This is a genomic window from Sneathiella litorea, assembly GCF_009882915.1.
Lineage (GTDB): Bacteria > Pseudomonadota > Alphaproteobacteria > Sneathiellales > Sneathiellaceae > Sneathiella > Sneathiella litorea.
This window is the reverse complement of sequence record NZ_WTUW01000002.1, coordinates 1,565,838-1,580,943: the sequence shown is the minus strand read 5'-3', so window position 1 is coordinate 1,580,943 and position 15,106 is coordinate 1,565,838. Positions and strand designations below refer to the sequence as shown.

General features: G+C 45.6%; 10 protein-coding genes. 3 read left to right on the top strand and 7 right to left on the bottom strand.

What is annotated here, in order from left to right:
- Positions 1-86: 86 nt before the first annotated feature.
- Both GQE98_RS13875 and GQE98_RS13870 read right to left on the bottom strand, forming a co-directional pair.
- Positions 87-1,817, bottom strand: coding sequence for a hypothetical protein (locus GQE98_RS13875; RefSeq protein WP_161316200.1), 1,731 nt, complete (start codon positions 1,815-1,817; stop codon positions 87-89).
- Between the two features lie 64 nt (positions 1,818-1,881).
- Positions 1,882-3,621 (bottom strand): hypothetical protein, encoded by a 1,740-nt coding sequence (locus tag GQE98_RS13870; protein ID WP_161316199.1) that lies wholly within the window; start codon positions 3,619-3,621, stop codon positions 1,882-1,884.
- Between the two features lie 351 nt (positions 3,622-3,972).
- Here GQE98_RS13870 and GQE98_RS13865 point away from each other — a divergent pair, with 351 nt between their 5' ends.
- The 3 genes from GQE98_RS13865 to GQE98_RS13855 all read left to right on the top strand — a co-directional run bounded on the left by GQE98_RS13865 (position 3,973) and on the right by GQE98_RS13855 (position 8,264).
- Complete coding sequence (locus GQE98_RS13865; RefSeq protein ID WP_161316198.1) at positions 3,973-5,349, top strand: glycosyltransferase family 87 protein; 1,377 nt, start codon at positions 3,973-3,975, stop codon at positions 5,347-5,349.
- 39 nt (positions 5,350-5,388) lie between these two features.
- A complete protein-coding gene (locus tag GQE98_RS13860) occupies positions 5,389-6,750 on the top strand; it encodes a glycosyltransferase 87 family protein (RefSeq protein ID WP_161316197.1) in 1,362 nt (453 codons plus the stop codon).
- A gap of 251 nt (positions 6,751-7,001) precedes the next feature.
- Complete coding sequence (locus GQE98_RS13855) at positions 7,002-8,264, top strand: glycosyltransferase family 87 protein (RefSeq protein ID WP_214646500.1); 1,263 nt, start codon at positions 7,002-7,004, stop codon at positions 8,262-8,264.
- 21 nt (positions 8,265-8,285) lie between these two features.
- Here the strand turns inward: GQE98_RS13855 and GQE98_RS13850 are convergent, their stop codons facing one another.
- The 5 genes from GQE98_RS13850 to GQE98_RS13830 all read right to left on the bottom strand — a co-directional run bounded on the left by GQE98_RS13850 (position 8,286) and on the right by GQE98_RS13830 (position 14,881).
- Positions 8,286-9,605, bottom strand: coding sequence for a hypothetical protein (locus GQE98_RS13850; protein ID WP_161316195.1), 1,320 nt, complete (start codon positions 9,603-9,605; stop codon positions 8,286-8,288).
- A gap of 565 nt (positions 9,606-10,170) precedes the next feature.
- Positions 10,171-11,415, bottom strand: a complete 1,245-nt coding sequence (locus GQE98_RS13845; protein WP_246157265.1) for a hypothetical protein — start codon at positions 11,413-11,415, stop codon at positions 10,171-10,173.
- Positions 11,416-12,097: 682 nt separating this feature from the next.
- Positions 12,098-12,994 carry a DMT family transporter gene (locus GQE98_RS13840; protein ID WP_161316193.1) on the bottom strand — a complete coding sequence of 299 codons (897 nt, stop codon included), beginning with the start codon at positions 12,992-12,994 and terminating at the stop codon, positions 12,098-12,100.
- On the bottom strand, positions 12,991-13,914 hold the full coding sequence (locus GQE98_RS13835; RefSeq protein ID WP_161316192.1) for a GNAT family N-acetyltransferase: 924 nt from the start codon (positions 13,912-13,914) through the stop codon (positions 12,991-12,993). The genes GQE98_RS13840 and GQE98_RS13835 overlap by 4 nt, the downstream gene beginning before the upstream one ends.
- Before the next feature lie 52 nt (positions 13,915-13,966).
- Positions 13,967-14,881, bottom strand: a complete 915-nt coding sequence (locus GQE98_RS13830; protein WP_161316191.1) for a LysR substrate-binding domain-containing protein — start codon at positions 14,879-14,881, stop codon at positions 13,967-13,969.
- Between the last annotated feature and the right edge of the window lie 225 nt (positions 14,882-15,106).

Genomic DNA, 15,106 nt, shown 5'->3' with positions numbered 1-15,106 from the left:
CCCGCAACCAACAATATCAACGGCTTAGTGAGTAATCACTGAGCCGCTTTTTGTTGAAAAGACGCTTAAGAAGGGTGATTTAAGAGTTATTGCATTTCATCAATGACGATGCACCAATAGATCCCTCCATTAAGATACCCAGCCATGTCACAGTCAAACTGGTTACGTTCGCGGGTTATCTCTGTTTTCAGTCCTCTGTCCGTAAGAAGACGCGTCCATACCGACAGTCCGTCCTGGGTGGAGGTGGACTGGTAATCCCGATAGGCGGGAGGTTCGTAGAACATAAGGAGTTTCACCTCGGGAAACTTTGAAAGTTCCTGAATCATTTCAGTTCTGGAATAAAGAAGCTTACTCTCACGAAGCGCGCCAAGGCCACTTGCAAGAATACACCCCAATAAGGATAAGGCCGCAATACATAGCAAGAGGCGGGATAGGATTGGTACTTTGCCAGTCTCGCTCAATTTCAGGGCTGCAACCATAAACAGGATGATGCTTAGCCAAGTGAAAGGAACATATCTTGCCCACCAAGATTCCGGAAAGAATACAGATGCGCCAATTATTACAGTACCGAATAAGGCGAGGCCATCTCCCTCGCGGCGCCAGTGAGGTGTATTTTTATTGCGATATGCGATCCGGCTGGTCATATAGGCAGCAATCGCCGTAAGTAACGCGAGGCTAAAGAAGGGGCCGAATCCACCCCTTCGGGTATCAAACCGGAGATATTTAAACTCTGTGAGTTTAAAAGTTCCTGGAATTTTAAGCTCGATTGGAGCGTCAATGGGCCACTCACTATGATCTGTTCGAGCAAATATACCATAGAAGAATTTCATCGGGGCAGATAACGAAACCACATTTGCAGGTTCATTCCCTTTCATAATTTTTGCCACAGAGGGATAGAGAAGCTGTCCGTGATCCAGAATATTTGTGACATAAGGCTTATACCCAATGACGGTGACGCCAAGAAGGAATGTGATGATGTACAAACTTCCCTTTATTTTTAGCCAGTGGAAAGTGCGCGATATTATGTTTCCATCGGTGCTTTGAAATACAAGTTCCGTCACGAAACCGGCAACCACGATCAACGGAGTGTAATAAAGTGCCGCAGTCTTCGTATTGACCATCAGGATGACACAGGCGAGTGCGGAGATCCGAGCGAGGCGGCTGGAAGAGAATGTGTCTGATAACATAAAAAGTGCGAGTGCAGCGCCAAATAAATATAGTGGTGCATCTACATAGTGGGTCAATAGTTGCCCGATGACAACCGGGTTCCCGACCAGTAGACTTGCAAATATCAATGCTGCTATCCTGGGAAAGCGAGCTATTCTACTTGCGAAATTATCCAGAATAAAGCTGTAGGCCAACAGGCCTACTGCCGCCATCAGGCCAACGATAAGAGCCTGTCCTGACATCAGCATCCCTGTAAGACTGACGATGTAGGATTGCAGCACCCAGTAACCGTTAGGGTAAGAATCCACCCATATATTGTTATGCGGGGATAAAAAGGGATTCCAGCCTTCGCCGATGCCCCATATGGCGCTTAAATGATACGCATAGCCATCGAAACCAGGATCATAGAAAGGCTGGGTTACAAATGCCCAAGAAACAATAAGAATAAAAAAGGCGAGAATGGTGAGAAGGCCTACAGCAATGCTCCTTCGTCCACTGACCTTCCCGATAAGCACAGAGGTAGTTAGGAGTGCGGCAAGAAGGAAAAGAACCGGGGAATGAATAGCCTCAGAAGCAAAACGGCTTAGGATGAGCAAAATGGCGAGAAAAAGAAAAATTGCCGATGCGCCGATATTTGCAAATCGTGTCATAAATGATCTTTCCTAAAATCTGTTCTTTTGAACAGAAAATGCCTGATGTTGAACCGAGAATTTTTCAGTTATCGCGTGGTTTATTTTTTGCACACCACAAAATATTACCGTCAAAAAAGCCCGAAATCTCGCAATCTTCCTTTCGGAATTCTGATGTGATCCTGGTTTTAATGCCACGTTCACGAAGAAGAGTGGTCCAGGTATGGTCTGAATAGGTGATTGCCGTTGATTGATCATCCTTGATAACCCTTGGATCGTGAATAAGGGTAAGTTCGATAATCGGATAATTCTTCATTTTCTCTATGACCGCAGTCCTTTGATAAGTTTGCCAGCTTTGACGAAGAGAGCCGAGTAGTCCCGCAACAATATTGCCGGCGAAGCACAAAACGATGACGGCAACCAAAATTTGGGATGCTATGGGGCTGCTGCCCCTTTTGGCATGAAATAACGAGGACAATGTCAACAATAGAACAACTAGCCACGTAAATGGCACGTAACGCGCCCACCAGGATTCAGGAAACAATACGGACGCGCCAAACAATATGATAGCAAACAAGGCCATGGCATCGCCCTTGCGTTTCAATGGTCCATTACTGTCGTGTTGCTGGGTCAACTTCGATAAGAGATAAACAGCGAAGGAAAGAATAAGTGCCAGACTGAAAAAAGGACCGAAGCCGCCACGGCGGGTATCAAAATCAAGATCCTTGAATTCCGAGAGTTGGAAGGTGCCAGGAATTTTCAGATGGACAGGAGCTGTCACCAAAACAGGCCAGACGCTGTCTTCTGTTCGCGACAGAATTCCATATAAAAATTTCATGGGTACGGGTAATGGTTCCAGGTTCTCAGGGATATTGGTTGCCATGATTTTATCAACGGACGGATAGAGCAACTCTCCATGGTCCAGGATATTCGTAACATAGGGTTTGTAGCCGATCACGGTAATGCCAACAATAAACGCCATTCCAAGCAGAATACCCCGGGACAGGATCCAGTTAATTAAAAACTGAAAATGTGATAACTCAATTTTTTTCAGAGCCCATCCGGCCATAAGGCTGGCGAACACAATCATTGGGACATAGTAGAGAGAAGCCGTTTTCGTATTGACCATCAGAATAATACATCCCACGGCGCTCCATTTTGCGAACCGGTTCGCGGAAAAGGTATCGGATAACAGAAATAACGCAAATGCGCTTCCCAACAGATAAAGGGACCCGTCAATATAGTGGGTCATTATCTGGGTAACGGTGACGGGGTTCGCGACCACGAATACAGCGAACAGGAATGCCCAGAAGTTCCTGTAGTGCGCCACAAGGTCTGAACAGTGATCAAGAAAAAAGCCGTATGCAAGTAATGCAACGGCAACCATTAAGCCGATGGTCAGAGATTTACCGGAAAGGAGCAATCCTGTTGTGGAAACAAGATATGATTGCAAAACCCAATAGCCGCTTGGATAGGAATCGACCCATATATTGTCATGGGGCGATAGAAACGGACTCCACCCATCGGCGATATCCCAAATCGCTGTAAGGTGGTAGGAATGGCCATCATGTCCGGCATCGTAAAGAAACTGAGTTGATATTGCCCAGGCAGCGATTATTGCGCAAAATCCGACAATCGCTGCCAGCGCCCACAGTGACGCTCTGTATCCCTGAGTTAACCGGAATATGAGGACTATAATTGCTATCGAAAGTGCCAAAAAAACAACTGGATGAACGGCAATCACTACCGTTATCCTGCTGATGACAAGGAGTACGGAAAGAAACAGAAAAATCGCCGCGGATCCTACATTCGCAAAGCGCGTCATTTACGAGTATTCCTTTTGTACAAATTCTTATAGGGCACCGTCGATATCATAAACAAGCTAATAAACCATTGCCAGTATAGGCAATGATGACCGCATGTTGTTCGAACATCATTTCAGAGAGAGTAATTGTTCGGGGATATAAAAGGTCCCGAAATCCAAGGAAAGCCATGAAAATATGTGTAGCGCTGAAATCCTGAGCGAGCTTGTTTTGTTATGTTAAATTTTATCTTCATTATATTTTGTTTTGCTAACTTGACCCTTGCCTGTCGATCTCTAGTATGGAGGTGTTCAAGCTCGAACGCGACCGCGGGCAGTACGCTGGCCAAAAACTGAAGAAAGTCAGAAGTGTAAATGTCAGAGCTTAACTTCCGAGCACGAGAAAGTAATCCAGCGACCATTTTCATTTATATGGTCGGCTCTTTGATTACTATCAGCCTTTTGTATGAAGCTGTTGACCATGTTTGGGGGAGCGGCGAGGCGATAAAGGAAACCTGGACGGTATTACAGCTCATCATCGTCGACGACGACTCTTGGTGGCCGATGTATAATGCTGCGAAAGTTTGGATTCACGGCCATGAAATCTATCAGACGATCTTTTTTGAAGAGAGGATGAAGTTTCAATATCCGCCACTGAGTATTTTGCCCTTTATCGTGTTAATAAAATTGGGCCTGGGTTGGGAGGCTATTCGGGAGATTGCAAATACACTGTCTTATGCTTCAATATTTATACTAGCGGTTTTTATATACGAAATAATAGTTTCGACTTTTAAGAATTTATCTAAAGAGAGTTACTTAAGCTGGCGACACAGGGTCGTTATTTTCGCTATTTCCTTGGTTGGAACATTCGGTTTCGATGCCATAATCAGAGCGCAGTATTTGGGCCAGGTTCAGGTCTTGTTAGATGTTGTAATCGGCTTGGCTTTTTTATTATTCCTGACAAACAGAAAATATTTTTCCGGCGCCTGTCTGGCTGTTGCGGCACTGGTCAAGCCCCAGTTTACCTTAGTTCTCTTTTGGGCGCTCCTTCGCAAGGAAAAGGAGCTTGTGGTTGGAATGATACTCGTATTTATTCCGGCCGGCATCGTTTCCCTTTATGTTTTTGGTTTTGATGAGCATGTCCACTATCTAGATACTCTTTCTTTAATGGGGAAACATGGCGAAGCTTATTGGCCGAACCAAAGCATTAACGGGCTTTTGCACAGGCTATTAAGTGACGTTAATTCTCTGGAATTTCCAGTAAATTCATATGCGCCCTATAATCCGATCGTACATGTTACGACTCTCGTGACAACTGTCATGCTTATATTGCTGGGCTTGTTTTACCGAGTTGGAAACAGGCATCCGGTTTCAGAAGGCGTTCAATCGATATGGTCTGCGCTTGACCTGGCGACAATGCTTTTGCTGGCGACAATTGCGTCACCAATAGCATGGTATCACCATTATGGTATTTTATGGCCCCTGTTTGTTGCGACCTTCGTTGTGGTGGCCTGTTATTCTTGCAAGAAAAAGCGTGACCAAAGCATTATCGTTGTTAGTTGGCTTCTGGGGATAAGTTTTCTTTTGATATCAAATAGGTTTCCGGCCATTGCGAGTGAGCCTTTTTCTTCGTCTCCCATCAACTTGCTTCAGTCGTATTACCTGTTTGGAGCATTCCTGATGCTGGCGGTGCTTTTAATACTCCGGCGATATCTGGCAGGTTATGCTCAGACTGATCAAGCAGGCGTTTAGTCAGGCGAAGATTTTAGAACACAGGTAGTTGAAAAGACAATGTATCGTAAAATAACCAAAGATCCAGCAAATGCATTCACGCTAGTTTTTTGCGTTATAATCTCCCTATTTCTTGTTAGCGGGGTGATCGATTATTTCTGGGGGTTTGGCTACATATTCTATGAGTTAAAGGCGGTTTTAACGCATGCTATGGAGCAGGATGACTCCTGGTGGCCAATGTATGAAGCGGCCCAAGCAAGACGCGTGTACACTGACCGAGGTATCTATGATCTTATATTCTTTGAGAAAGGGATAAAGTTTCAATATCCACCGGTAAGCCTGCTTCCCTATATGATCCTGATTAAATTTGGGTTTGACTTTGAGGCTATCGTCAAAATTTCCTATACCATTTCATTTCTGGCGGTGTTCGGTATCGCATTTTGCGGTTACAGAATAGTTATCAATATTCTAGGCATTTATGGTAACGAAAAACTATTACCCGCAAGAAAGAAATTGGGGATATTTGTTGTAACCTTTCTTTCTGTTTTTACATTTCACCCGATTGTTATTGCGCAGTATCTGGGACAACTACAGGTTCTCATTGATTTTCTGGTAAGCCTTACGTTTCTTGCCTGGCTGGTTGACAGGAGGCATTTCGCGGGAATGTTCCTTGCCGCAGCGGCCCTATTAAAGCCGCAGCTCATTTTACTTTTGCTTTGGGGGATAATACGTAAAGAGAAAGCCTTTACCATTGGAATGTTAATCGTGTTCGTTCCGGCGGGTATTGTATCGCTTGCCGTATTTGGCTTCCAAGAACATTTAGATTATCTGCGGGTCTTATCGCATATCAGTTTGCATGGGGAGGCCTTTTGGCCAAACCAGAGTGTAAACGGATTGCTTAGCCGTTTAATTACTGATGCAGATCTGGCAGATTTTGATCCGTATTCCTACTCTGAATATAACCCCTACGTCTATTTCAGTACATTGGCTTCGACAATCCTTCTTGTGTTGTTTGGCTTATTTTATAACAAACCAAAAATTCCAGGCTCCAGTTTGTCTGGTAACAATACGTTAAATTCGGCGTTGGATTTAGCAACAATGGTCTTGTTATCAATAATGGCCTCTCCGACTGTATGGACGCATCACTATGGTGTTGCATGGCCTATATTTCTAATGGCTATTATGGTTGCCATCATTCTTTTGCAGAAGGAACGGACAGGCTATGCAATGGCTTGTTTCGCGTTGCTCTGTATTAGTTACATTTTAGTATCGAACTATTTTAGTTTTCTGGACAAAGAAGCCTACTATGACTCTCCGGTAAATTTAGTATTGTCTTACTTTTTCTATGGCGGCATTTTCCTATTAATCGCATTATTGTTGTTAAGACATGCTCTAGCAAATAGAGCGGATGACGGTAGTTAGGAAATGGAAACTCCTGGCATATAGTCTGTCGCCTGCGGGGAAAACTTGACCCTTTTTCCTCATCCGGTAGTATTCGGGCGACTTCCTTATTAATTTCAGGCGTGACTTGTTCCGTTAATTTTATCGCAAGTTCGGATAGTTCTTTAATGTTTCAGCGATCCAATATTTCAGTCAGTCCCGCAGTTCTTTTCATTCTAGTAATGGGCGGGATAGTCGCTCTGGGCATCGCGAAAGACGTCATAGATTATGCATTGGGCGATACCTATATCGCAACACTCACGAGCACGGTCCTGAAGTTTGACCTGATTTACTTTGATTCATGGTGGCCAATGACAGAGGCTGCCGTCGCCAAGCTTCAATTTCCAGATAAGGGTATCTACGAAAGCGTTTTCTTCGAACGGAACATTAAGTTTCAGTATCCGCCAATCAGCATTCTGCCATTTTGGGTGGTTTATAAGTTTGATATGAGTTGGGAGCGGGCGACTGAAATTGCGAACTTCGTATCATATTTATCGTTGGTCGGAATAGTTGTCTGTAGCTATCAAACAATAATCGTCATTGTAAAAAAATATTATCAGGAATTCCGGGTTTCTAATGTATTCCGCGTCGCTAGCTTCCTCATTGTCCTGATCGGCACGTACAGCTTTTATCCTGTCATGTGGGGGCAGTTTATCGGCCAGGTACAGGTGATCATAGATTTACTGATAAGTATGGCTTTCCTGAGCTGGCTTATGGGACGAAAGTACTTCTCTGGCATGATGATCGCACTCGCGGCACTAATTAAGCCGCAGTTTGCATTGCTTCTTCTCTGGGCAGCTTTAAGGAAAGAAAAACAATTTTCAATCGGCCTGCTGCTTGTCTTTATACCTGCGGGCATTATTTCCCTGGCCATATTCGGTTTTCAGGAGCATCTCGATTATCTGCGAGCACTCTCTCACATGGGCCAGCATGGTGAGGTGTATTGGCCGAACCAGAGCGTTAATGGGCTGTTGAACCGGTTATTTGTCGACGCCACGTCCCTTATGTGGACATTGGAAACTTTCGCTCCATATGATCGTGTCGTTCACGTGGGAACATTGGTCTCTACAGTCTTATTCATACTGGTTGGGCTATTTTATCGAAGAGGGACCTATGTTGGCTCCGAAAGGGAGCAAACGATGGGCTCTGCACTGGATCTTGCGACGATGCTGCTGGTTTGTACAATCGCGTCGCCGGTCGCATGGGTACACCATTACGGAATATTGATGCCTGTTATAGCCGCCGCTTTTTTGGTGGCTGTTCATTCTTTCTCTAAAGAAGCGAGGCTTTCGACATACCTTAACCTTCTGCTTCTATGTATAAGTTATTTCCTTCTCGCCAATTATTTCTCATTCATCGAAACAGAAGCATTCAGTAAGCCTCCGCTAAACTTGTTGCAATCCTTACATTTTTACGGCGCTCTTATACTGCTGATTGCCTTGTTCCTGTTACGATCAAGAGACGTTTCCCTGGTTAAGGTAAATAAGCCTGCCTGAACACCAGTGGCAGCAGTTAATTCAACCACCTGCACCGTTTTTTGTTTTTGGAATGCACCAGAGCACATGAGCTTCTAACCAGCCTAGTTTCTGACAATATTTTTTTTCATTTGCAGGGAGCTTAGTTCCGACAATACGGACGTGAACGTCGTTTCGCGCAAGTACGCGGGCCCAAACATTCGCGGCATCGGAAATTTGTTTGGACTGATAATCACGGGTTATTCTGATATCTTTCTCGATATATATTTCGATAACCGGATTGTCTTTCGCGGCTTCAATTGCCTTGGTGGCCGTCCGAACCTGGATGTTTTGCTTAAGTGCACCGCCAGCGCCTGCGGCCATACTAAGAAGAAATGAAAGCAGGGCAACGCTTTGTATGAATCGGATAAAGATCAGCGTTTTACCATGGCCGGTGAGGTAAAATGAGGCAATAACAAAAAGTACAGCACTGAGCCAGGTAAATGGGACATAGCGGGCCCACCAGGATTCAGGAAAAAACATAGACATAAGGAAAAGAATGGTGGCGTAGGCAGCAATGCTGTCCCCACCCTTGACCATCGTATATGACCTACTTGAGAAGCAGGCAGCTCTACAGGTAATGTAGGTTAAAAGGGAGCTTAATAATGCCAGGCTGAAAAAGGGGCCAAACCCTCCGCGACGTGTGTCAAAACGAAGGATTTTGAATTCGTCGAATGTAAAGCTTCCCGGTATCTTGAGGTGGATTTGGGAATCAAAGGGATAAGGCCACAATGTTCGGCCGGTTTCAGCAAATATTCCATAAAAGAACCCGACAGGAGCCGAAACCCCTTGCACATTGTTGGGAATATTATAGCTCATGATTTCTGTAACAGAGGGATAAAGCAGCGCCAAATGGTCCTGAAGATTGGTCACATACGGCTTGTACCCAAGAACAATAATTGCAAAGAAATACACGAAAGCATACAAGAATCCTTTTCTTAAAATCCATTGGAAAGCCCGTGGAACACAATCTTTTATCGACCCGTTAAGAACAAGGTCCATGACAAATCCACCAATCACGATAAGGGGAACATAGTACAGGGTGGCTGTTTTGGTATTGATAAGCAGAATTATGCAGCTGATTACGCCCCATCTGGCAAGTTTATTGGGCGTAAATGCATCTATCATCAGAAAGAAAACGAGAGCGCAGCCGATAAGGTAGAGCGGCGCATCTGTGTAATGAGTCATCATTTGCGTCAGGACGATAGGATTCCCGATTATAATCCCTGCCAGAAAAAGTGAGGCGAGTTTCTGGTACCGGGAGAGGCGACCCGCAAACTGTTCAAGAAAGAAGCCAAAAGTAAGAACCGTAACAGTGGCCATGAGGCCAGTCAGAAGCGACTGACCGGATAGAATTAGTCCGGTTGTTGCGACAATATAGGATTGCAAAGCCCAATAACCGTTCGGATATGAATCTATCCATATATTATTGTGAGCAGTCGCGAGTGGATTCCATCCTTCCGCGAGGTCCCAGATCGCAGTCAAATGATAGGCATATTCATCATCCCCCGGTGAGTAAAGTGGTGATGTCGCAAGTGCCCATAGTATTAAAAAGAGTAAGAAGATTCCGATAGATAACAGTGCGGTTCTCGAGGCATTTATTCCTTCCAGAATAAAAACGAAAACAACTGCAAGCAGGAAGGAAATTCCGATGTCCGCGAAAGGGGGCAGCATGGTTGCAATTGTCAACCGGTTTACAGTTAGGAGAAGGCCCAAAAAAATAAAAACTGACGACGCACTAACAATGGAAATACGAGAGTACAGACTGTGGCTGTTGTGGTGCAATTTCGGATCCCCCTCGCATGCAACCATAAAGAAGCTGGAACAATAAAATTTGTCGTGATTATATATTCGCAAAAATGACTCAGGATGTCATCATTTGGGGTGACTATTCCTTTGACATATTCGGAATACACCAAAGAACAGCGCCGAAAAAATATCCCGACTGGGCGCATTTTTCTTCGTCAAATTCCGCCGTAATTCTTGTTTTTATGCCTTCCTCTTGAAGTATCTCCGCGTAAACAGTGGCCGCATCAGATTGCGATAAAGAGTCTTCATCAGAGAATACCCGAACTTCCTTTATAAGTGTCAGTTCAACGAAAGGCGCTGCTTTCATTTGTTCCAGTGTGGCAAATCTTTCATAAGTCTGAACATGTTGCCGCGCGGCACCCAACGTCCCTGAAAGTACACAGCCGAGTAAGGAGGCGAGGGTTATGGTCAGCATGGACTGTGCAAATATCCTTGTCCTACCCGTAACCTCGAAAATCAGGGGTGAGATCGCCAGAAAGATTGGGGTGAGCCAAAGAAATGGGACGTATCTGGCCCACCAGGGTTCTGGAAAAAAGATAGTCATGCCAAGCAATATGAAACCGAAAAGCGCTATGCCGCAGCTTTTCCGTTGAGGCAAGGTTAATTCCTCTCGAATGATTGCGAGGCGGCTTGCCAAAATGGAGAGCAATGAAGCCAGCAAGGCAAGGCTGAATAATGGCCCGAATCCGCCACGGCGAATATCGAAGTCAGGCGCCTTAAACTCCGCCAAGGTAAAAGTCCCGGGAATTTTAATATTGATGGGGGCTTCGACAGGGATGCCGTACCGATTATGCTCTGTTCTCGCCAGCATTCCGATCAGGAATTTCATGGGGCTGGACATCGGTTCCTGAACATTAACAGGCGTGTTTTTATCCATTATTTCTGCGGATGGTGGATAGAAAAAATTGTCATGGTCCAGGACATTGGTGACATAAGGTTTATAGCCAATTACGAGAATTCCGAAGACTCCCGCCAGTCCATAATACATGCCTCGCTTTCCGATCCATTGAAAAACTCTCCGCATCGGTTCGGAAGGCTCTCTAAAGATATAAAGCTCCACCAAAAAGCCACCGAAAAGGATAAGCGGTGTAAAGTAAAGTGCGCTTGTTTTAATGTTGATTAAAATAATGACGCAGCTAATGGCACCTACAAAGGCGGTGCGGTCTCGCGAAAACGCATCGGAAATGAGAAAAAATATGAGCGATGCCCCAACAAGATATAACGGAGCATCAACATAATGTGTTTGTATTTGAGTCAGAAGAACGGGGTTGGCAACGACAATTCCAGAGAACAGGATTGCGGACCATGGCTTGAATCTCGTCATCAATGGCGACGTTAATTCTTGAAAAAAAGCATAAGATTGCAGCCCTAGAACCGCCATTAATCCAATCAATAAGGATTGTCCCGCCATAGTCAGGCCGGTGGTAGAGACGAGAAATGACTGCAGTGTCCAATACCCCGAAGGATAGGAATCAACCCAAATGTTGTTATTCGATGTAAAAAATGGATGCCAACCGTTCGCCAAATCCCAGATAGCGGTCAGATGATATACATATCCGTCATGACCTGCCGGGAAGAAGGGCTGGGTTCCAAATGACCAGGCAAGCATTATTAAGGCGAAGCCACCAATAGCCAAAAGAACGGTAAGAAAGATTTTTCGCCCGCCTAAGACCCCAAATAATAAGAGCACAATTCCAATCGCGATGGCAACCTGCAATGGAGATGGAATTATTCCATAAACATCAGCTCTACTAATTGACAGGAGAACAGCAAGGAAAATAAAAATGGAGGCTGTAGCTGAATTGACGGTTTTCATTTTTTAAGACGTTCCCAAATTAATCCGTACTACAACAAAATTCAGCAAATACAGCTTCGACTTGAAAAACGGGTCACCTTCACTCACGCAAAATTAAATTTACGCTGCGTAACACAAAACCGTGGAAACGCCAAATTTCGCTCTGATTATTTAAAAAATTACAGTGTTCTAACCGAGTAGAAAAAAATATTTAGGGCACTGGCGTCGGATCCTTCTTGCGCCAAAGTGAAATGATAAGGCCGGCAGCTACTAGCGCGGTTCCGATTAAATCCTGAACAGAAAGCGGTTGCGCGAGAAAAATAGCGCCCAGTATTGCCGCCGTAACCGGGCTGAGACCCAGGAACACCGTTACATTTGATGCCGGGATGTGTGAGAGTGCAAAAAGCCAGCAAAAATAACCTACTGCGCTTAAGAAGCCGATGAAAAAAAGAACCAGCCAGATGTTTATCGAAAAGCTTGTTACAGTATCGGCCATGCCTTCCATAAGGGCGAGACCAAACAGGAATAGAACAGCGCATCCCATAGCCATTGTACTGATCTGTAATGTCGGGTAACGGGGCATATAGGCTCCATAGAGGACGGAACAGAGCGCTCCCAAAAATGCGCTTAGTAACGCTGCACCGATACCGATCCAGCCCATCATGCCGAAGCCTTCAACGAACGCCGTTGCTCCAACGGCAAATCCAACCCCTGCGATGGTAAGAAGAATTCCGAACATTTTGCGGTAAGTAAAGTTCTCCCGCCCAAGCAGGATGGCGATGGCCATGGTGAGAAGCGGGAGGCTTGCGAAAATAAGAACAGCGAGGCCTGCCGCTATATAAATAACCGAGACGTTCAGCAGTATGATCAGAAATCCAAACTGAAAAATACCGAAGAGAAGGATTGCTATGAAGTCCCGAAATGTTACCGGGCTCCAGCGAATGCGGTTTGCAAGCGGTAATAATAGCAGGACGCCGATCAGGTAACGGATGAAAGCAATTGTGATGGGACCTGTTTCGTTGACGACCGATCCGGTCGCGACGGTGGCGGTTCCAATGACAATTCCGCTCGCGGCGGCAGCTGCAAGAGCCAATTGTTCACGCTTCATAGAACCAGATCCCAGGTCTGCCCGACAAGATCCTTACCGAAACTATGATGCGGTTGCTCATCAACCAGTTTGAAACCAGCCTCCTCATATAGATGTATCGCTGCGTGGAGAATGCTGTTGGTCCATAAGGTTATTTTTTTGTATTGCTTGCGCCCGGCAAATTGGATGCATTCTTCAATCAGGTTGCGGCCGACCCCAAGCCCCCGAGCTGTAGGTTCAACATATAGCAGGCGTAACTGAGCTGTTGACTCGTCCTTCTGTACCAGGAAAACGGAACCAAGAATTTCGTCGTTTCGATCAGCAATCCAGCAATGCTCATATTCAGGTTTGTAGTTTTCAAGGAATTCTCCGCCGATCTTGGCAACGAGAGCCTCAAAACTCGCATCTAATCCATACTCGTGAGCATAAAGGACAGCGTGCCGATGGATAACCCATCCAATATCACCAGGACGATGACTTCGAATTATGATTGGGTCAGTTCCTTTCTCAGGGCTATCGAGAGTTGAAGAAATAAAGTTCATGGACGCGATGAGGCGGATTTGCTCGGCATCGGAGAGAGGCTCGAGTATGGTCGCGACTTCTGCTCGGGACGCCTCAATAAAAGGCGCAAAAACACGTCGGCCTTCATTGGTGAGGGAGAGGAAACGTAATCGCCCATCGGCGGTGCTTTTGACCGTATTGATGAGATCTTCTGACTTGAACTTTTTTAGCAAACGGCTGAGGTAAGCCGGATCAAGAGATAGAAGTTTTGCCAGATCGCCCGCCGTCAGACCATCATTTGTATGGAGCTCATAGAGCACACGCATTTCAGTCAGGGAAAATCGACTATTCAGCAAGCCCTCATTAAGGGCGCCAATATGTTTCGTAATAAACCGGTTGAACCTTCTGACGGCGTCGATACGTTTTTCTGAAACAGCCACCTTAACCTCCCATTTTATTGTAATTAGACAATAAAATACTGGACTCAGTCAATTAAATTGGTTCTGCGAATTCATCCGGTAAGGCAAATGGCATCAATTTTTCCCGAAACTGCGTAATAAACTCCTGCATCAAAAGTGATCGTGGATGATACTTTGGATACAGAATGTCGAGACGAAAGGGCAGTTCGGGCTCGAAGGTTCGCGTCACCAGGCCACGCCCGACATATTCCGCTGCGTCAATTGAACTGACTATGGCGATGCCGGCTTCTTGTTCTGCCAACAGGCAGGCCGTTGCAAACTGGCGGACTTCGACGCGATGATTCAGGACGGCGCCGGAGGCATCAAATGCGGCTTTGACCGCGTGATAGAAGCGGTTCTGCCGATCCTGTATGATCATCGGCAATCCATCGAGATCTTTAGCTGTGATCACTTGCTGACTGGCGAGTGGATGGCGACTTGATAGGGCACAAACCGTCCGAATATTGACGGATTCATGGTTGACGGCGCTATGCCCTTCAAATTCATCTGCAATACCAATGTCATATTGCTGCGCAGCGATCCATTCGCGAACCCGGGCAGAGCTCCGGGTCTGGATTGACATGGTAACGTCTGGCCGTTCAGCCAGAAACTCAGCGACAACGCGGGGAAGCAGTGAGGTCGCAAAGCCGGGAAGACAGGCGATACGTAAATGCCCGGCCTTTTGATTGCGAATATCAGCAGCAAGTTGTGTGACATGGTCAAGACTAGTGATAGCCCTGTCGACCTCACCGTATAAAAATTCGGCTTCCGCAGTTGGGTATAGCCGTCCCTGACGCCGATCGAAAAGGGGTATTTTTAGAGACTTTTCCAAGCTGGCAATCAGGCGGCTGACAGCCGGCTGAGAGACATTAAGAATATTGGCTGCGGCGGTCACTCCGCCGGCAATCATAACAGCCCTAAAAGCTTCAAGTTGTCTAAGCCGATTCATTCCATTTGCCATTATCTACGCATCAATCTCATAATACAATGTTATGGAGTTATTCAGAAAGATTATCACTAATCCCGTAAATTGTGGAATCTTGAATTAGTTTGAAGGGGTGTCATTAAACCGTAATTGAAGGTCGGGCAAATACCTATACTCTATTGGAAGGGGACGGGTTGCCTCCGATAGAAAGAAATCAGATTCGGGCATCGCATACCGTGGTGTTTTATA